We start from the raw sequence: 17248 nt of genomic DNA on the forward strand, positions 1-17248 counted from the left end.
CGTGGCCCGCCCTCGTACGCGTCACCTGCCCTCGAAGGCGTCGCTGCTCTGGACGGCGTCGCCTGCGTTCGCGGGCGACACGCACAGACCGAGGGCGGGCCGTCGGGATCTCTCCCGTCGACCCGCCCTCGGCGTGGTGCGATTCCTGAGGCTCAGGCCTCGGGCTTCTCCTCGGCTGCGTCCTGCGAGCCCTCCGCGGACTCGACGGGAGCGGTCGCCTCGGCGGCGGCGGTGTCGTCAGCCTTGGACGCGTTCTTGGCGGCGCCCTCGGCCTCCTTCACCACGGCCTGCTTCGGGGAGTACTCCTCCTGGACGAGCTCGATGACCGCCATGGGGGCGTTGTCGCCCTTGCGGGGGGCCACCTTGGTGATGCGGGTGTAGCCGCCGGGGCGCTCCGAGAAGGTCGGGGCGATCTCCTCGAACAGCGCGTGCACGACGGAGCGGTCGCGGACGGTGCGCATGACACGACGACGCGAGGACAGGTCGCCCTTCTTCGCGAAGGTGACGAGGCGCTCGGCGTAGGGACGCAGGCGCTTGGCCTTGGTCTCCGTCGTGGTGATCGCCTTGTGGCGGAACAGCTCGGTGGCGAGGCCCGCGAGGATCATCCGCTCGTGAGCGGGGGATCCGCCGAGGCGCGCGCCCTTGGTGGGTGCAGGCATGGTCGTTCTCCTAGATAAAGATGAAGGTCAGTACTGGTCGCCGAAGTCGTCGGAGTAGGACTCCAGGGCCGAGGGGTCGAACCCGGCGGGGGAATCCTTCAGCGACAGTCCGAGCTCGGCGAGCTTCGCCTTGACCTCGTCGATGGACTTCTGCCCGAAGTTGCGGATATCGAGCAGGTCGGCCTCGGAACGGGCGGTCAGCTCACCGACGGTGTGCACGCCCTCGCGCATGAGGCAGTTGTACGACCGCACCGTGAGGTTGAGGTCGTTGATCGGCAGCGCCAGATCGGCAGCCAGCGCCTGATCGGTCGGCGACGGGCCGATCTCGATGCCCTCCGCCTCCTGGTTCAGCTCGTGGGCCAGGCCGAACAGCTCGACCAGGGTCTTGCCGGCGGAGGCCACCGCGTCACGCGGGGAGATGGCCGGCTTGGTCTCGACGTCGACGATGAGCTTGTCGAAGTCGGTGCGCTGCTCGACACGGGTCGCCTCGACCTTGTAGGTCACCTTGAGCACGGGCGAGTAGATCGAATCGACCGGCACGCGGCCGATCTCTCCGTCGACGCCCTTGTTCTGCGAGGCCGAGACGTAGCCGCGGCCACGCTCGACGATCAGCTCGATCTCCAGCCGACCCTTCTCGTTGAGGGTCGCGATGTGCAGATCGGGGTTGTGGATCTCCACACCGGCCGGCGGGGTGATGTCGGCGGCGGTCACGCGACCGGCATCCTCACGGCGCAGGTACATCACGACGGGCTCATCGTTCTCCGAGGAGACGACGAGGTTCTTGATGTTGAGGATGACCTCGGTGATGTCCTCCTTGAGACCGGGGACCGTGCTGAACTCGTGCAGCACACCGTCGATGCGGATCGAGGTGACCGCAGCGCCGGGGATGGAGGACAGCAGGGTGCGGCGCAGGGAGTTGCCGAGGGTGTAGCCGAAGCCCGGCTCGAGCGGCTCGATGACGAACCTGGAGCGGTTGTCCGACACGACCTCTTCGGTCAGCGTGGGGCGCTGTGCAATGAGCACTGTGGATCCTTTCCGCGAGCGTCCGCCATATGACGCTCAGAAGGGGGCGGTGGGCCTAGAGGGTGAGTGATGTCCAGGTGGTGCCGGGCGCAGCAGCGGCTGCGCCCGGCACCGGGGTCGGCCGGGATCGACAGGGGCCGGCCCCGTCGCGGCCGACGCGGTCAGACGCGGCGGCGCTTGGCCGGACGGGTGCCGTTGTGCGGCTGCGGGGTGACGTCCTGGATCGAACCGACCTCGAGGCCGGTCGCGGTCAGCGAGCGGATCGCGGTCTCACGGCCGGATCCGGGGCCCTTCACGAAGACGTCGACCTTCTTCATGCCGTGCTCCTGCGCCTGACGCGCGGCGGCCTCTGCGGCCATCTGGGCGGCGTAGGGCGTCGACTTGCGCGAGCCCTTGAAGCCGACCTGCCCGGCCGAGGCCCAGGAGATGACGGCACCGGTCGGGTCCGTGATGGACACGATGGTGTTGTTGAACGTGCTCTTGATGTGAGCCTGGCCGTTGACGATGTTCTTCTTGTCCTTGCGGCGCGGCTTGCGCGCAGCGGCCTGGCGGGTCGTGGATGCCATGCGGCGGAACTCCTCTGGTGGTGTGTGGGCGCCGAATCCCTCAGCGGCGCGAAGTGACTACGGGGGCGAGAGCCGACTCGGCTCGACGGCGGAGGCCGTCGATCAGCGAGTCTTCTTCTTCCCGGCGACGGTGCGCTTGGGGCCCTTGCGGGTGCGCGCATTGGTCTTCGTGCGCTGACCATGGACCGGGAGGCCACGACGGTGGCGCAGGCCCTGGTAGCTGCCGATCTCGACCTTGCGGCGGATGTCGGCTGCGACCTCACGTCGCAGATCGCCTTCGATCCGATAGTTCTCTTCGATGTGGTCGCGCAGCTTGACGAGCTCGTCGTCGGTCACCTCGCGCACGCGCTTGTCACCGGAGACGCCGGTTGCGGCCAGGGTCTCCAGGGCGCGGGTGCGTCCCACGCCGAAGATGTACGTCAGGGCGACTTCGAGGCGCTTTTCGCGCGGAAGGTCCACTCCCACCAGACGTGCCATGTGCAGATTCTCCTACTGTCTCGGAGGCCTGATCCGACACCCCGCCCGGGTCTGTTCCCTGGACGCCGCAGCCTCCGCGCTGCGGGTGTCCGGCCCGAGGGCCGGTGGTGCCGTCTCTTCTGTTGTGTGTCCGACGGATCGGACGATGCCCTGTATCGGGCTGCCGCCTCGTGGGCGGTCGTCACGGCAGCTGCCGGGATGCGCGGAGTGCTCCGCTCAGCCCTGGCGCTGCTTGTGACGCGGGTTCGAGCAGATCACCATGACTCGGGCGTGGCGACGAATCACCTTGCAGTTGTCACAGATCGGCTTGACGCTCGGCTTGACCTTCATAGCTTTCCTTCTCCCGGGACGATCACTTGTAGCGGTAGACGATGCGGCCCCGGTCGAGGTCGTAGGGGCTCAGCTCGACGACCACTCGGTCCTCGGGAAGGATACGGATGTAGTGCTGGCGCATCTTCCCGGAGATGTGCGCGAGCACCTTGTGGCCGTTGTCGAGCTCGACCCGGAAACGCGCATTCGCGAGCGCCTCCACAACTCGGCCCTCGACCTCGATCACGCCGTCCTTCTTCGCCATGCCTCCCCAATCTCTCGCCACCGGCGGACCGGGGGCTGAGTTCCGCATTCTCTGTCCATGCACACCGACCGTCGGGTGACGGTACGGTGGTCGACGAAGGTGGCGCCGGAGCGCGTCATCGGCGTGACAGATCGACCCGGCCAAGCCGGACGACGCCTCTGCACGACGGGACTGCAGACTGCGCACGACGAAGACACCGCGCACGGAGCACACCCAGTGGACGAGCCTACACGGACTGCTCCGCCACGGCCATCGATGCCGGGATGACGCCCATCACGTCACACCCGGGACGGGCTCGTCACGCGGCCAGCGGGTCCGGTGCGGCGGTGATGCCGCGTCGCGCGAGCTCGGCCGCGCCTCCGTCACCCTCGGTGAGCACGAGCAGCCCCTGGTCGGTGACCGCGGTCGAGTGCTCGCTGTGGGCCGCCCGACCGCCGCCGGTGGCGCGCACCGTCCAGTCGTCGTCCTCCAGCTCCCAGTCGCCGGAGCCCTGGATGAGCATCGGCTCGATCGCGAGGCACATGCCGGTGCGCACCTTGGGGCCGCGGGAGCGGGTCCTGTAGTTCATGACGTCCGGAGCCTGGTGCATGGCGGTGCCGATGCCGTGGCCCCCGAAGCCCTCGAGATGCGAGAGGGTCTCCCCCGCCTCCTGACCCACGAAGTCCTCGATCGCGGCGCTCACGTCGCCCACCCGCTGTGCGGCCGCCAGGGCGGCGATGCCGGCCCACAGGGCCTCGCGGGTGACGCGCACGAGCTCCTCGTCGGCCCGCGAGCGGGGCTCCCCCACGATGTGGGTGCGGGCCGAATCGGAATGCCAGCCGTCGATGATCAGGCCGCCGTCGATCGAGACGATGTCGCCCTCCTCGAGCGGGACGTCATCGGGGATGCCGTGCACGACGACGTCGTTGACGCTGATGCAGAGCGTCGCGGGGTATCCCTGGTAGCCCAGGAAGTTCGGGACGGCGCCCTCGTCCCGGATCATCTGGTGGGCGAGCGAGTCCAGCTGGTTCGTGGTGATGCCAGGCCGGATGCTCTCCGAGAGCATCTCGTGGACACGATGCAGCAGCAGGCCGCTGCGCCGCATCACGAGGATCTGCTCGGGAGTCTTCAGCTCCACCCGTTCAGGCAGCAGGCTCATCGGGCCCCGAGCGCGTCCTGCAGAGCCGCGGTCACCTCGTCGATGGAGGCCATGCCGTCCACCCGGCGCACCAGGCCCCGAGCGTCGTAGACGTCGATCAGCGGAGCGGTCTGCTCGCTGTACACCGAGAGACGATGACGGATCGTCTCCTCGGTGTCGTCGCTGCGTCCCTCGGCCTCGCCACGAGCGACGAGCCGCTCCACGACGGCCTCGGTCTCGACCACGAGCAGCAGGACTGCATCCAGGGACGTGCCCAGGGAGTCGAGCACCCCGTCCAGGGCCTCGACCTGATCGAGGGTGCGGGGGTAGCCGTCGAGCAGGAAACCGGCCGCGGCGTCGTCCTCCGCGAGGCGTGCGCGCACCATGTCGTTGGTGACGGAGTCCGGGACGTACTCGCCCTTGTCCATGTAGGACTTCGCGAGCACGCCGAGCTCGGTCTGCTGGGAGACGTTCGCACGGAAGATGTCACCGGTGGAGATCGCCGGGATCGACAGTGCGTCCGCCAGCCGCGCGGCCTGCGTGCCCTTGCCCGCTCCGGGCGGACCCACGATGAGCAGGCGTCGGGGGGCGCCCTCCCCCTGCGGGGCGGACGAGGCGGCGGAGTCGCTGGAGAGGTCGGGGCTGGTCACCGGAGGATCCCTTCGTAGTGGTGCTGCTGGAGCTTCGCGTCGATCTGCTTCACGGTGTCGAGGCCGACGCCGATGATGATCAGGAGGGACACCCCGCCGAGCGGGAAGTCCTGCGAGGCGCCCAGGAATGTGAGTGCGAGCAGCGGCATCAGCGAGATCACCGCGAGGTAGAGCGCGCCGGGGGTCTGGATCCGGTTGATCACGTAGCGCAGGTACCGCTCAGTGGGCTTGCCGGCACGGACGTTGGGCACGAATCCGCCGTACTTCTTCATGTTGTCGGCGATCTCCTCGGCGTTGAAGGTGATCGACGTGTAGAAGAAGGCGAAGAAGATGATCAGCGCCGAGTAGGAGAGCGCGTAGATCAGGGAGAACGACGAGCCCATCACCAGATTCTGGTTGATCCAGGCGACCCACGGGGCCTCCGGATCACCGAAGCCCGCGAGCATCTGCGGCAGCGAGAGGATCGAGGAGGCGAAGATGACGGGGATGACGCCGGCCTGGTTGACCTTGATCGGGATGTAGGTCGAGGTGCCGCCGTACATGCGTCGACCCACCATGCGCTTGGCGTACTGAACGGGGATGCGGCGCTGGGACTGCTCGACGAACACGACGCCGACCATCACCACGAGCGCGACGAGGAGCACCAGGGCGAACACCATCCAGCCCTGCAGCTGGAAGACCTGGGTCAGGGCGCCGGGGAACGAGGCGGCGATGGACGTGAAGATCATCAGCGACATGCCGTTGCCGATGCCGCGCTCGGTGATCATCTCGCCCATGAACATGATCAGCACGGTGCCGACGGTCATCGCGAGCACCATCAGCAGCAGGGTGGGGATCGACTGGTCCGGCACGAGGGGCAGGTTGCAGCCGACGAAGAAGTTGCCGGAGCGCACGAGCGTGATGATCGTGGTGGCCTGGAGCACGCCCAGGCCGATCGTCAGGTAGCGCGTGTACTGGGTGAGCTTCGCGGTGCCCGAGGCGCCTTCCTTGTGGAGGGCCTCGAAGCGCGGGATCACCACGCGCAGGAGCTGCACGATGATCGACGCCGTGATGTAGGGCATCACGCCGAGGGAGAAGACGGAGAGCTGCAGCAGAGCGCCGCCGGAGAACATGTTGATCATGCCCATCGCGGAAGCGCCCTGACCCGAGCTCGCCTGGTCGGAGCAGATCATCACGTTGGTGTAGTCGAATCCCGGAGTGGGGACGAAGACACCGAGGCGATAGATCGCGAGCAGGCCGAGCGTGAAGAGGATCTTCGCCCTCAGCTCGGGGGTGCGCAGCGCGCGCACGAACGAGTTCACGAGTTTCCCTCCTGGAGGTCCGGGGACAGGACCGTATAGGACGTCCCGGCCCGTCCCGGCGCGGCAGATGTTCTGCAGCTATCGGACCGGCCCCGATATGACGACGGGGCACCGCCGCACAGATTATTCTGCGCGACGGTGCCCCGTCAAAAGAGACTCACGCGGTGGTGACGGACCCGCCAGCCGCCGCGATCTTCTGCTCCGCCGAGGCGGAGAACTTCTGCGCGGTGATGTCGAGCTTGACGCTCACCTCGCCGGAACCCAGCACCTTGACGGGCTGGTTCTTGCGCACGGCGCCCTTGGCGACGAGATCCTCGACCGTGATGGAGCCGCCCTCGGGGAACAGCTCCTGCAGGGTCGCCAGGTTCACGACCTGGTACTCGACGCGGAAGGGGTTGGTGAAGCCGCGAAGCTTCGGGAGGCGCATATGCATAGGCATCTGGCCACCCTCGAAGCCGACGGGCACCTGGTAACGGGCCTTCGTGCCCTTGGTGCCGCGACCGGCGGTCTTGCCCTTGGAGGCCTCACCACGACCAACGCGCGTGCGCGCGGTCTTCGAACCCGGCGCGGGGCGCAGGTCGTGAAGCTTCAGAGGGCTCTGGTTGGAATCAGTCATGAGAGTCAGTCCACCTCTTCGAACGTCACCAGATGGGTGACAGTGCGGACCATGCCGCGGATCTCAGGGCGATCTTCCTTCACCACCGTGTCACCGATGCGCTTGAGGCCGAGGCCCCGCAGGGTGGCGCGCTGGCTCTGGGAGCCGCCGATGTCGGAACGGACCTGGGTCACCTTGATCTGCATCAGGCACCCACCTTCGTGGCCCGAGCCGCTGCACGGCCCTCGGCCTGGGCCCGCAGGAGCGCAGCCGGAGCGACGTGCTCGACCGAGAGGCCACGACGTGCTGCCACGGCCTCCGGCTCCTCGAGCTGCTTCAGGGCATCGACGGTGGCCCGCACGATGTTGATCTGGTTCGTGGAGCCGAGCGACTTGGAGAGCACGTCGTGCACTCCGGCGCACTCGAGCACCGCACGGACCGGACCGCCGGCGATCACGCCGGTACCCGGAGCGGCGGGACGGAGCAGGACGACGCCTGCCGCATCCTCACCCTGGACGGGGTGCACGACGGTTCCCTGGATGCGCGGGACGCGGAAGAAGTTCTTCTTCGCCTCCTCGACACCCTTGGAGATCGCCGCGGGCACCTCCTTGGCCTTGCCGTAGCCGACGCCGACGGTGCCGTCGCCGTCACCCACCACCACGAGAGCGGTGAAGGAGAAACGACGGCCGCCCTTGACGACCTTCGACACGCGGTTGATGCTCACGACGCGCTCGAGGAATGCCGACTTCTCGGCGTCCTGTCCGCGGCCGCGGCCACCCTGACGGCCACCGCGGTCGCCGCCCTGGCGGCCTCCGCGGTCGTTGCTGGTGTTGGTGGTGTTGTCATCCCGCCGGCCGGAGGCCGCGGGACCGTTGTTCCGCTGCTGTGCAGCCATATCAGATCCTCTTCTCGTCCTGTGTCCCGGGGGCGATCACAGCGCCAGGCCGGCTTCGCGAGCGCCGTCGGCGACGGCTGCCACACGGCCGTGGTACTTGTTGCCGCCGCGGTCGAACACGACGGAGTCGATCCCGGCAGCCTTGGCACGCTCGGCGACGAGGGCGCCGACGCTGCGGGCCTTGTCGGTCTTGGGTGCCTCGGTGCCGCGCAGGTCGGCCTCCATGGTCGACGCCGACGCGATGGTCTTGCCCAGCGAGTCATCGACGATCTGGACGAAGACGTGGCGCGACGAGCGGGTGACCACCAGGCGCGGACGCACGGCGGTGCCGATGACACGGCGACGAACACGCAGGTGACGACGACCGCGCGAACGCAGCTTGCTGCCGACCTTGCCCTTGGTGTGCTTGAGTGCGTAACCCATGATCACTTACCAGCCTTTCCGGCCTTGCGCACCACGACTTCGTCCGCGTACCGCACGCCCTTGCCCTTGTAGGGCTCGGGCCGGCGGATCTTGCGGATGTTCGCGGCGACCTCGCCCACCTGCTGCTTGTCGATGCCGCTGACCGAGAACTTGGCCGGGGTATCGACGGTGAAGGTGATGCCCTCGGGCGCCTTCACCACGACAGGGTGGGAGAAACCGAGGGCGAACTCGAGGTCGGTGCCCTTCGCGGTCACACGGTAGCCCGTGCCCACGATCTCCAGCTTCTTGGTGTAGCCCTCGGTGACACCGAGGACCATGTTGTTGATGAGCGTGCGGGTGAGGCCGTGAAGGCTCCGGTTCTCACGCTCGTCGTCGGGGCGGCTGACGACGATGGAGCCGTCTTCCGCGCGCTCGACGGTCAGGGGCTCGGGCACGTAGTGCTTGAGCTCGCCCTTGGGACCGGTCACCGTGACGGTGCGGTCATCGATGGTGACGTTCTGGACAGTGGCCGGCACTGCGACCGGGAGGCGTCCGATGCGGGACATAGTTGTTTGCTCCTCTCCCGCTCACCAGATGTAGGCGAGGACTTCCCCACCCACACCCTTCGTGGCAGCCTGCTTGTCGGTCAGAAGGCCGGAGGACGTGGACAGGATCGCCACGCCCAGCCCGCCGAGGACCTTGGGCAGATTGGTGGACTTCGCGTATACACGCAGGCCGGGCTTCGAGATTCGACGAATCCCGGAGATGGCACGCTCACGGCTGTCGGAGTACTTGAGCTCGAGGACGAGCTTGCTGCCCACCTCGGCCTCTTCCTCGGTCCAACCGAGGATGTAGCCCTCAGCCTTCAGGATGTCCGCAATGCGGGCCTTCAACTTCGAGTACGGCATGGACGCGGTCTCGTGGAACGCCCCTGAGGCGTTCCTGATCCGCGTCAGCATGTCCGCGATCGGGTCGGTCATGGTCATGTCTGTTGCTTCTTCCTCACCTGGTTTCCCTCGGCATCATTGCTGTGCCTCGGGACCTCTGGCGGTAGTTCTTACCAGCTGCTCTTGGTCACGCCGGGGAGCTCACCGCGGTGAGCCATCTCGCGAAGGCAGACTCGGCAGAGCCCGAACTTGCGGTACACGGAATGCGGTCGACCGCAGCGCTGGCACCGGGTGTAGGCGCGGACGCCGAACTTCGGCTTGCGCTCCGACTTCTTGATCAGGGCTGTCTTCGCCATATCAGTTCTCCTTGAAGGGGAAGCCGAGCAGCTTCAGCAGCGCGCGTCCCTCGTCGTCGGTCTTCGCAGTGGTCACGACCGTGATGTCCATACCGCGGACGCGGTCGATCTTGTCCTGGTCGATCTCGTGGAACATGACCTGCTCCGTGAGACCGAAGGTGTAGTTGCCGTTGCCGTCGAAGTGCTTCGGCGACAGTCCGCGGAAATCGCGGATGCGCGGCAGCGCGGTCGACAGCAGACGGTCCAGGAACTCCCACATGCGAGCGTTGCGCAGGGTGACGTGCGCACCGATCGGCATGCCCTCACGCAGCTTGAACTGCGCGATGGACTTGCGGGCCTTGGTGACCTGGGGCTTCTGTCCGGTGATGTCCGCGAGATCGCGGATGGCACCGTCGATGACCTTGGAGTCGCGAGCGGCGTCGCCGACGCCCATGTTCACGACGATCTTGGTCAGCCCGGGGACCAGCATGACGTTCTGGTAACCGAACTGCTCGGTCAGCTCCGTCTTGATGGACTCGTTGTAGCGGGCCTTCAGACGCGGGGTGGGCGTCTGCGTGGCAGTGGTCTCTGACATCAGATGTCCTTCCCGGAGCGCTTGGCGAAGCGGACGCGCACCTGCTTGGAGCGGCCGTTCTCGAGCTCAACGGTCTCGACGCGGTAACCGATCTTGGTCGGCTTGTTGTCCTCCGGGTCGACCAGGGCCACGTTCGAGACGTGCAGAGGAGCCTCGCGCTGCTCGATGCCGCCCGCGCCTCCGGCCTGGTCCGCCTTGAGGTGGTGGGTGCGACGGTTGATGCCCTCGACGAGGACACGCTGGGTGTCGGGGAACACCTGCAGCACTCGACCCTGCTTGCCCTTGTCGCCGGCCTTGAGGCTGCGTGCGGCGGCCTTGTCGCCGTCGCTCGTGCGCCCCGTGATGACCTGGACGAGGTCGCCCTTCTTGATCTTCATCTTTGCCATATCACAGCACCTCCGGTGCCAGCGAGATGATCTTCATGAAGCGCTTGTCGCGCAGCTCGCGACCGACCGGGCCGAAGATGCGCGTACCGCGGGGCTCCCCGTCGGCCTTGAGGATCACCGCTGCATTCTCATCGAAGCGGATGTAGGAACCGTCGACGCGACGACGCTCCTTGGACGTGCGGACGACGACAGCCTTGATGATGTCGCCCTTCTTGACGTTGCCACCGGGGATGGCGTCCTTGACGGTCGCCACGATGGTGTCGCCGATGCTGGCGTAACGGCGACCGGAGCCACCGAGAACGCGGATGCACAGAATCTCCTTGGCACCCGTGTTGTCGGCGACCTTCAGTCGCGACTCCTGCTGAATCACTCGTTCTCCTATCGTCTCACCGGTTCTCTTCCCGCCCGCGGGAGCGAGCCGGCCGAGCCTTGCGGAACGGAATGTGGACCATGCCCGATATCGCCGCTGGTCGCAGCTGCGACCTCTGGCGTCACCGCCGACGGGTCCCGGGCACCAAAAAACCCTCTGCCGGACTCAAGCACTAGCGTGGAGAACGCGGAACGTTCGCTGTCTCGTGCAAGGTCTCCGGCGAGGATGGATCTGGTGCTACCGGATCCTGTCACGGACGTCCGTCCTCTCACACCGCAGGGGCGCATGGGGACAGTCGTCCGGCAACTGCTCAAGACTACGCGCTACCACGCTGCGGTGTCACCCCGCGAAGGACAAGAAGCGGGTGTGTCCTTGCTCTCCTGGCCCGCACTCCCGGTAGAACGTCCCGCCGAGAGGGAGCGGGAGAGGACGGCTCTGCGACGGCAGCGCCCATCCGTTCGGCGCGGCACCGAGGGCCACCCCTAGACTCGACGCATGATCGACATCGACGTCGCCCGACGGCTCCAGCATGCAGGACTTCCATGGTTCCCCGCGGAGGGGGATCTGTTCGCGATCGACACCGAGCAGCTGCGCGACGAGGCGTTCATGCTCTCGTCGATGGTGATCGAGTCCGCCGAGGGGCGTTCCGGGCAGAAGATCTTCCGCTTCAACGGCACCACGGAATGGGCACTGGACTCCGTGGAGCAGCACGAGGCCCTCTGGATCCCCCGCGAGGAGCAGCTGCGTGACGCGCTCGGCACGGACTTCGTCTCCCTGCGGCGCGAGCAGGACGGCGGCTTCGTCGTCTCCGCTGTCCTCGACCCCCGGGGCGAGGTCCAGGAGGTGCGGGCGCCCCACGCGGAGGACGCCTACGCCGGCGCCCTGCTGATGCGGCTCACCGCAGACGGTCCGCAGAGCGCGGAGCCCTCCCCCACCTCCGGCGACCAGTAGCCGCTCGCAGACAAGAAGGGCCGGCCCTCCCTGTGGGAGGACCGGCCCTTCTCAGATTCCAGCTGCGGTCACGAGGACCGCTGGATCACTTGGCGCGCTCGAGGATCTCCGCCAGACGCCACCGCTTGGAAGCGGAGGTCGGACGGGTCTCCATGATGAGGACACGGTCGCCGATGCCGGCGGTGTTCTCCTCGTCGTGGGCCTTGAACTTGCTGGTCTTGGTCGTGACCTTGCCGTAGCGAGCGTGCTTCACACGCTCCTCGACCTCGACGACGATCGTCTTCTCCATCTTGTCGGAGACCACGAAGCCGCGAACGGTCTTGCGGTAGGGACGCTCCTGGGAGGACGCGTGAGCGCCTTCCTTGTCGAGCTCCTCGACGGCCGGGGACTCGGCCTTGCTGTTCTCAGTCATCTCTGTTCCTCGCTTCGCGGTCACTCGGCGGAGCCGGGGGCCTGACGGATGCCCAGCTCGCGCTCGCGCAGGATCGTGTAGATCCGTGCGATGTCCTTCTTGACGGACCGCAGGCGGCCGGAGCTTTCGAGCTGACCGGTAGCGGACTGGAAACGAAGCTTGAACAGCTCGTCCTTGGCCTTGGCCAGTTCTTCGGCAAGCTTGAGGTCGTCCAGCTTGTCGATCTCCTCGGCGGTGAGCTTGGTCGCTGCCATCAGATGTCACCACCCTCTCGGCTCAGAATGCGGCACTTCATGGGGAGCTTGTGCATCGCAAGGCGCAGGGCCTCACGAGCAACGTCCTCGTCGACACCGGCGATCTCGAACATGACCCGTCCCGGCTTGATGTTGGCGATCCACCACTCCACAGAGCCCTTACCGGAGCCCATGCGGACCTCGGCAGGCTTCTTGGTGAGGGGTCGATCGGGGTAGATGTTGATGAACACCTTGCCGCCACGCTTCATGTAGCGGGTCATGGCGATACGTGCAGCCTCGATCTGACGGTTGGTGACGTAGGCAGGCGCGAGCGCCTGGATGCCGTAGTCGCCGAACGCGAGCTCGGTGCCGCCCTTGGCCATGCCGCTGCGGGTCGGGTGGTGCTGCTTGCGGTGCTTGGTCCTGCGGGGGATCAGCATGTCGCTCAGGCCTCCGTTCCGGACTGCTGTGCGGGAGCGGACGCGGTCTGCTCGGCGGGAGCGGCGCTCTGCGGTGCAGAGTCCGTGTTCTCCCGACGCGCGGAGGCGTTGCGCTCGTTACGACGGCCACGGGGGCGCTCGGCACGAGGACCACGGCCGCCGGAGCGGGGACCCTGCGAGGCGGCCTGCTGAGCCGCGAGCTCCTTGGCGGTGACGTCGCCCTTGTAGATCCACACCTTCACGCCGATACGGCCGAAGGCGGTGCGGGCCTCGTAGAAGCCATAGTCGATGTTCGCGCGAAGGGTGTGCAGCGGCACGCGACCCTCGCGGTAGAACTCGTTACGGCTCATCTCGGCGCCACCGAGGCGACCGGAGACGGCCACTCGGATGCCCTTCGCGCCGGCACGCTGGGCGGACTGCATGCCCTTGCGCATCGCACGACGGAAGGAGACACGGGCGGCGAGCTGCTCGGCGATGCCCTGTGCGACCAGCTGAGAGTCGGCCTCGGGGTTCTTGACCTCGAGGATGTTCAGCTGGATCTGCTTGCCGGTGAGCTTCTCCAGTGCTCCGCGCAGACGCTCGGCCTCTGCACCACGACGCCCGATGACGATGCCCGGGCGGGCGGTGTGGAGGTCGACGCGGACGCGGTCACGGGTGCGCTCGATCTCGATCTTGGAGATGCCGGCCCGCTCCATGCCCTTGGACATGAGTTCGCGGATCGCGACGTCTTCCTTCACGTAGTCGCGGTAGCGCTGACCCTCCTTGGAGGAATCGGCGAACCAACGGCTCGTGTGCTCCGTCGTGATCCCGAGACGGAACCCGTTCGGATTGACCTTCTGGCCCATTCGGGACTCCTTACTTGTTCACGGGAGCGACGACCACGGTGACGTGGCTGCTGCGCTTCTTGATCTGGAAGGCTCGACCCTGTGCACGCGGCTGGAACCGCTTCATGGTCGGACCCTCATCGACGAAGGCGGCGGAGATGGCGAGTTCGCGCTCATCGAAGCGCTCCCCTGCCTGATCTGCCTTCACCCGCGCGTTGGCGATCGCGGACTCGACGAGCTTGAGGACGGGCTCACTGGCGGACTGCGGAGCGAACCGCAGAATGTCCAGGGCCTCGGCCGTGCTCTTGCCACGAATCAGGTCCACAACGCGGCGAGCCTTCATGGGCGACATGCGGAGATGCCGCACCTGCGCCTTGGCTTCCATTGCTGTCCTGCTTTCTTCTGGGTGTCGGGACGTGCTGCCGTGCTGACTCGAGGTCAGCGACGACGGCCCTTTCTGTCGTCCTTCTCGTGGCCCTTGAAAGTCCGCGTGGGAGCGAACTCGCCGAGCTTGTGGCCGACCATCGACTCGGTGATGAACACCGTGACGTGCTTGCGGCCGTCGTGCACTGCGAAGGTGTGGCCGAGGAAGTCCGGGGTGACCACCGAACGACGCGACCAGGTCTTGATGAGATTCTTGGTGCCCTTTTCGTTCTGGACATCGACCTTCTTCTGAAGGTGATCGTCCACGAAGGGGCCCTTGGCGATACTGCGAGGCATTGTCTCTGCTTCTCCCTATCAGCGCTTCTTGCCGGTCCGACGACGGCGCACGATGAGCTTGTCGCTCTCCTTGCCCGGCCGACGGGTGCGGCCCTCGGGCTGACCCCAGGGCGAAACCGGATGGCGACCACCGGAGGTACGGCCTTCGCCGCCACCATGGGGGTGATCGACGGGGTTCATGACCACGCCGCGCACGTGAGGGCGCTTGCCCTTCCAGCGCATGCGGCCGGCCTTGCCCCAGTTGATGTTGGACTGCTCGGCGTTGCCCACCTCGCCGATGGTCGCGCGGCAGCGCGCATCGACGTTGCGGATCTCCCCGGAGGGCATGCGCAGCTGCGCATGCTGACCCTCCTTGGCGACCAGCTGCACGGAGGCGCCGGCGCTGCGGGCGATCTTGGCGCCGCCACCGGGCCGGAGCTCGATCGCGTGCACCACGGTGCCCAGGGGGATGTTGCGCAGCGGCAGGTTGTTGCCGGGCTTGATGTCCGCGCCCGGACCGTTCTCGATCCAGTCGCCCTGGCGCAGCTTGGCCGGAGCGAGGATGTAACGCTTCTCGCCGTCGACGTAGTGCAGCAGCGCGATGCGCGCGGTGCGGTTGGGGTCGTACTCGATGTGAGCGACCTTCGCGTTGATGCCGTCCTTGTCGTGACGACGGAAGTCGATCACGCGGTAGGCACGCTTGTGGCCGCCGCCCCGGTGACGGGACGTGATACGGCCGTTGCTGTTGCGACCGCCGGACTTGGACAGCGGTCGGACCAGCGTCTTCTCCGGCGTGGACCGGGTGACCTCGACGAAGTCGGCGCCACTCGAGCCGCGACGACCGGGGGTGGTCGGCTTGCTCTTACGAATTGCCATGTGGGTTTCCCTCAGACTCTCTTCGGCTCCTCGGATATCGGCCGCCTCAGGCGACCGACCCTCCGAAGATGTCGATGGCTCCGTCGTTCAGGGTGACGATGGCGCGCTTGGTGTCCTTGCGCTTGCCGGTGCCGAAGCGCGTGCGGCGCGACTTGCCCTGACGGTTGATCGTGTTCACCGAGGCGACCTTGACGTCGAAGACCTTCTCGACGGCGATCTTGATCTCGGTCTTGTTGGCGTCGGCAGCCACCAGGAAGGTGTACTTGCCGTTGTCCATCAGCCCGTAGCTCTTCTCGGAGACGACCGGGGCCAGCAGGACGTCGCGGGGATCCTTGTTCAGCGAGGTCACTTCGACTCCTCCTCGGCGGCCTCATCGGCCGGGGTGGACTCCTTGACCGCGTTCACGAATCCGGCGGCCTTGGCGGCCTCCTCGGTCGTGAACCAGACCTCGGCCTTGGTGCGGCCGTACCACGGGGAGTCCTCGGTGTGGAACTTCATCGAGCCCTGGTTGCCCTTGATCGTGAAGCCCTCGGGAGCGGAGCCGTCGGCCAGGGGGGCCGCCGAACCTGCACCGTGGGGGGCCTCCTCGACAGCGGCGGCCGGAGCGGCAGCAGCGGACCTCGCCGTGGCGAAGGTCGAGGTGGGGAGCGTCAGGGTCGCCTGGGCCACGAAGTCCTCGAGCGCACCGGAGGTGAAGACCACGTCGTCGGCGAGCATGACGTCGTAGGTGTTCACCTGGTCCGCGTACAGGACGTGGGCGACAGGCAGGTTGCGGGAGCTCAGCGCGCCCAGATCGTCGTCACGACGCACGACGACCAGCACGTGCCGGCGGTCGGAGACGTGGGACAGGGTGATGCGCGCGGCCTTGGTGGAGGCGACATCTCCGGTCAGGAGGGACGACACCACGTGGACGCGGCCGTTGCGGGCCCGATCCGAGAGGGCTCCGCGCAGGGCGGCGGCCTTCATCTTCTTCGGGGTGCGCTGGCTGTAGTCACGCGGGACGGGCCCGTGGACGGTGCCGCCACCGGCGAACTGCGGCGCACGGAGGGAGCCCTGACGGGCACGACCGGTGCCCTTCTGCTTCCAGGGCTTCTTGCCGCCGCCACGCACCTCGGCGCGGGTCTTGGCCTTGTGGGTGCCCTGACGAGCGGCCGCCTGCTGGGCGACGACCACCTGGTGGATCAGGGCCACGTTCGTCTGCACGTCGAAGATCGACGCGGGCAGCTCGACGGTGCCGGACTTCTTACCGGCCGTATCGAGCACGTCGACAGTCAGGTTCGCTGCCATCGGGCTCAGGCCTCCTTCGCGGGGCTCTTGACAGCCGAGCGGACGAGCACGAGGCCGCCCTTGGGGCCGGGAACGGCACCCTTGACGAGCACGAGGCCCTTCTCGGCGTCGACCGCGTGAACGGTCAGATTCTGGACACTGGTGCGGTCGCTGCCCATACGGCCAGCCATGCGCTGACCCTTGAAGACACGACCGGGGGTGGAGGCGCCGCCGATGGAACCCGGCTTGCGGTGGTTGCGGTGCTGGCCGTGAGAAGCGCCGACACCGGCGAACCCGTGGCGCTTCATGACGCCCGCGGTGCCCTTGCCCTTGGAGGTGCCGACGACGTCGACCTTCTGGCCCGACTCGAAGATCGACGCGTCGATTTCCTGGCCGAGGGAGTAGTCACCGGCGTTGCCGGTGCGCAGCTCGACGAGGTGACGGCGGGGGGTCACGCCGGCCTTCTCGAAGTGGCCCTTGAGCGGGGCCGACACCTTGCGCGGGTCGATCTGCCCGTAGGCGATCTGCACGGCGTCGTAGCCGTCGGTCTCGACGGACCGGATCTGGGTCACGACGTTCGCACCGGTCTGCACGACGGTGACCGGGACGAGCTTTCCGTTCTCGTCCCAGACCTGGGTCATGCCGAGCTTGGTGCCGAGCACGCCGGACACCGGACGGGCCTTCTGGCCGGTCAGTTCGTTGCTCATGTCCACCT

Annotated in this window: 30 protein-coding genes; 1 reads left to right on the forward strand and 29 read right to left on the reverse strand. The window is 67.2% G+C overall.

Annotation, left to right across the window (positions count from 1 at the left end; genetic code table 11):
• Positions 1–152 precede the first annotated feature (152 nt).
• The 19 genes from rplQ to rplN form a co-directional block, all read right to left on the reverse strand.
• Positions 153–659, reverse strand: a complete 507-nt coding sequence (rplQ, locus tag CIK81_RS12340; protein WP_096163263.1) for a 50S ribosomal protein L17 — start codon at positions 657–659, stop codon at positions 153–155.
• A 27-nt stretch (positions 660–686) separates the two neighbouring features.
• On the reverse strand, positions 687–1682 hold the full coding sequence (locus CIK81_RS12345) for a DNA-directed RNA polymerase subunit alpha (RefSeq protein WP_096163264.1): 996 nt from the start codon (positions 1680–1682) through the stop codon (positions 687–689).
• 161 nt (positions 1683–1843) lie between these two features.
• Positions 1844–2248: a 30S ribosomal protein S11 gene (gene rpsK, locus CIK81_RS12350; protein ID WP_096163265.1), complete on the reverse strand. Its 405-nt coding sequence runs from the start codon at positions 2246–2248 to the stop codon at positions 1844–1846.
• A 102-nt stretch (positions 2249–2350) separates the two neighbouring features.
• A complete protein-coding gene (gene rpsM / locus CIK81_RS12355) occupies positions 2351–2725 on the reverse strand; it encodes a 30S ribosomal protein S13 (RefSeq protein WP_096163266.1) in 375 nt (124 codons plus the stop codon).
• Between the two features lie 216 nt (positions 2726–2941).
• Positions 2942–3055: a 50S ribosomal protein L36 gene (gene rpmJ, locus CIK81_RS12360; RefSeq protein WP_015776353.1), complete on the reverse strand. Its 114-nt coding sequence runs from the start codon at positions 3053–3055 to the stop codon at positions 2942–2944.
• A 22-nt stretch (positions 3056–3077) separates the two neighbouring features.
• Complete coding sequence (infA, locus tag CIK81_RS12365) at positions 3078–3299, reverse strand: translation initiation factor IF-1 (RefSeq protein ID WP_096163267.1); 222 nt, start codon at positions 3297–3299, stop codon at positions 3078–3080.
• Positions 3300–3597: 298 nt separating this feature from the next.
• Positions 3598–4437 carry a type I methionyl aminopeptidase gene (gene map / locus CIK81_RS12370; protein ID WP_096163268.1) on the reverse strand — a complete coding sequence of 280 codons (840 nt, stop codon included), beginning with the start codon at positions 4435–4437 and terminating at the stop codon, positions 3598–3600.
• The gene (locus tag CIK81_RS12375) at positions 4434–5066 is read right to left on the reverse strand and encodes an adenylate kinase (protein ID WP_096163269.1); all 633 of its coding nucleotides are present in this window, start codon (positions 5064–5066) and stop codon (positions 4434–4436) included. Before CIK81_RS12375 ends, map begins: the two co-directional genes overlap by 4 nt.
• On the reverse strand, positions 5063–6367 hold the full coding sequence (gene secY, locus CIK81_RS12380) for a preprotein translocase subunit SecY (protein WP_096163270.1): 1305 nt from the start codon (positions 6365–6367) through the stop codon (positions 5063–5065). The genes CIK81_RS12375 and secY overlap by 4 nt, the downstream gene beginning before the upstream one ends.
• Before the next feature lie 157 nt (positions 6368–6524).
• Positions 6525–6983 (reverse strand): 50S ribosomal protein L15, encoded by a 459-nt coding sequence (gene rplO, locus CIK81_RS12385; RefSeq protein WP_096163271.1) that lies wholly within the window; start codon positions 6981–6983, stop codon positions 6525–6527.
• Positions 6984–6988: 5 nt separating this feature from the next.
• Positions 6989–7171, reverse strand: coding sequence for a 50S ribosomal protein L30 (gene rpmD, locus CIK81_RS12390; protein WP_158542032.1), 183 nt, complete (start codon positions 7169–7171; stop codon positions 6989–6991).
• Complete coding sequence (rpsE, locus tag CIK81_RS12395; RefSeq protein ID WP_096163273.1) at positions 7168–7857, reverse strand: 30S ribosomal protein S5; 690 nt, start codon at positions 7855–7857, stop codon at positions 7168–7170. Before rpsE ends, rpmD begins: the two co-directional genes overlap by 4 nt.
• Positions 7858–7893: 36 nt before the next feature.
• The gene (gene rplR / locus CIK81_RS12400) at positions 7894–8280 is read right to left on the reverse strand and encodes a 50S ribosomal protein L18 (protein WP_096163383.1); all 387 of its coding nucleotides are present in this window, start codon (positions 8278–8280) and stop codon (positions 7894–7896) included.
• 2 nt (positions 8281–8282) lie between these two features.
• Positions 8283–8825: a 50S ribosomal protein L6 gene (gene rplF / locus CIK81_RS12405; RefSeq protein ID WP_096163274.1), complete on the reverse strand. Its 543-nt coding sequence runs from the start codon at positions 8823–8825 to the stop codon at positions 8283–8285.
• A 21-nt stretch (positions 8826–8846) separates the two neighbouring features.
• Positions 8847–9245 (reverse strand): 30S ribosomal protein S8, encoded by a 399-nt coding sequence (gene rpsH, locus CIK81_RS12410; protein WP_096163275.1) that lies wholly within the window; start codon positions 9243–9245, stop codon positions 8847–8849.
• A 71-nt stretch (positions 9246–9316) separates the two neighbouring features.
• Positions 9317–9502, reverse strand: a complete 186-nt coding sequence (locus CIK81_RS12415; protein WP_096163276.1) for a type Z 30S ribosomal protein S14 — start codon at positions 9500–9502, stop codon at positions 9317–9319.
• A gap of 1 nt (position 9503) precedes the next feature.
• A complete protein-coding gene (rplE, locus tag CIK81_RS12420; protein ID WP_096163277.1) occupies positions 9504–10076 on the reverse strand; it encodes a 50S ribosomal protein L5 in 573 nt (190 codons plus the stop codon).
• Complete coding sequence (gene rplX, locus CIK81_RS12425; protein ID WP_096163278.1) at positions 10076–10462, reverse strand: 50S ribosomal protein L24; 387 nt, start codon at positions 10460–10462, stop codon at positions 10076–10078. Before rplX ends, rplE begins: the two co-directional genes overlap by 1 nt.
• Position 10463: 1 nt before the next feature.
• Entirely contained in the window at positions 10464–10832 is a 369-nt protein-coding gene (gene rplN / locus CIK81_RS12430; protein ID WP_096163279.1) for a 50S ribosomal protein L14, read from the reverse strand.
• A 495-nt stretch (positions 10833–11327) separates the two neighbouring features.
• On the opposite strand from rplN, the gene CIK81_RS12435 reads away from it, so the two are divergent.
• The gene (locus CIK81_RS12435) at positions 11328–11783 is read left to right on the forward strand and encodes a hypothetical protein (RefSeq protein ID WP_096163280.1); all 456 of its coding nucleotides are present in this window, start codon (positions 11328–11330) and stop codon (positions 11781–11783) included.
• 85 nt (positions 11784–11868) lie between these two features.
• Here CIK81_RS12435 and rpsQ read toward each other — a convergent pair whose 3' ends face one another.
• The 10 genes from rpsQ to rplC are packed head-to-tail and all read right to left on the reverse strand — an operon-like array spanning position 11869 to position 17240.
• On the reverse strand, positions 11869–12195 hold the full coding sequence (rpsQ, locus tag CIK81_RS12440) for a 30S ribosomal protein S17 (RefSeq protein WP_096163281.1): 327 nt from the start codon (positions 12193–12195) through the stop codon (positions 11869–11871).
• Positions 12196–12215: 20 nt separating this feature from the next.
• The gene (gene rpmC / locus CIK81_RS12445) at positions 12216–12449 is read right to left on the reverse strand and encodes a 50S ribosomal protein L29 (RefSeq protein WP_096163282.1); all 234 of its coding nucleotides are present in this window, start codon (positions 12447–12449) and stop codon (positions 12216–12218) included.
• A complete protein-coding gene (gene rplP, locus CIK81_RS12450) occupies positions 12449–12868 on the reverse strand; it encodes a 50S ribosomal protein L16 (RefSeq protein ID WP_096163283.1) in 420 nt (139 codons plus the stop codon). The genes rpmC and rplP overlap by 1 nt, the downstream gene beginning before the upstream one ends.
• A gap of 5 nt (positions 12869–12873) precedes the next feature.
• Complete coding sequence (gene rpsC / locus CIK81_RS12455) at positions 12874–13713, reverse strand: 30S ribosomal protein S3 (RefSeq protein ID WP_096163284.1); 840 nt, start codon at positions 13711–13713, stop codon at positions 12874–12876.
• Between the two features lie 10 nt (positions 13714–13723).
• On the reverse strand, positions 13724–14077 hold the full coding sequence (rplV, locus tag CIK81_RS12460; protein WP_096196620.1) for a 50S ribosomal protein L22: 354 nt from the start codon (positions 14075–14077) through the stop codon (positions 13724–13726).
• A 53-nt stretch (positions 14078–14130) separates the two neighbouring features.
• Positions 14131–14412, reverse strand: coding sequence for a 30S ribosomal protein S19 (rpsS, locus tag CIK81_RS12465; protein WP_096163286.1), 282 nt, complete (start codon positions 14410–14412; stop codon positions 14131–14133).
• Between the two features lie 18 nt (positions 14413–14430).
• Positions 14431–15267, reverse strand: coding sequence for a 50S ribosomal protein L2 (gene rplB, locus CIK81_RS12470; protein ID WP_096163287.1), 837 nt, complete (start codon positions 15265–15267; stop codon positions 14431–14433).
• Positions 15268–15313: 46 nt separating this feature from the next.
• Positions 15314–15616: a 50S ribosomal protein L23 gene (rplW, locus tag CIK81_RS12475; RefSeq protein WP_096163288.1), complete on the reverse strand. Its 303-nt coding sequence runs from the start codon at positions 15614–15616 to the stop codon at positions 15314–15316.
• Positions 15613–16554: a 50S ribosomal protein L4 gene (gene rplD, locus CIK81_RS12480; RefSeq protein WP_096163289.1), complete on the reverse strand. Its 942-nt coding sequence runs from the start codon at positions 16552–16554 to the stop codon at positions 15613–15615. The genes rplW and rplD overlap by 4 nt, the downstream gene beginning before the upstream one ends.
• A 5-nt stretch (positions 16555–16559) precedes the next feature.
• Positions 16560–17240, reverse strand: a complete 681-nt coding sequence (gene rplC, locus CIK81_RS12485; protein ID WP_096163290.1) for a 50S ribosomal protein L3 — start codon at positions 17238–17240, stop codon at positions 16560–16562.
• Between the last annotated feature and the right edge of the window lie 8 nt (positions 17241–17248).

This window comes from Brachybacterium sp. JB7, assembly GCF_003335205.1.
GTDB lineage: Bacteria > Actinomycetota > Actinomycetes > Actinomycetales > Dermabacteraceae > Brachybacterium > Brachybacterium alimentarium.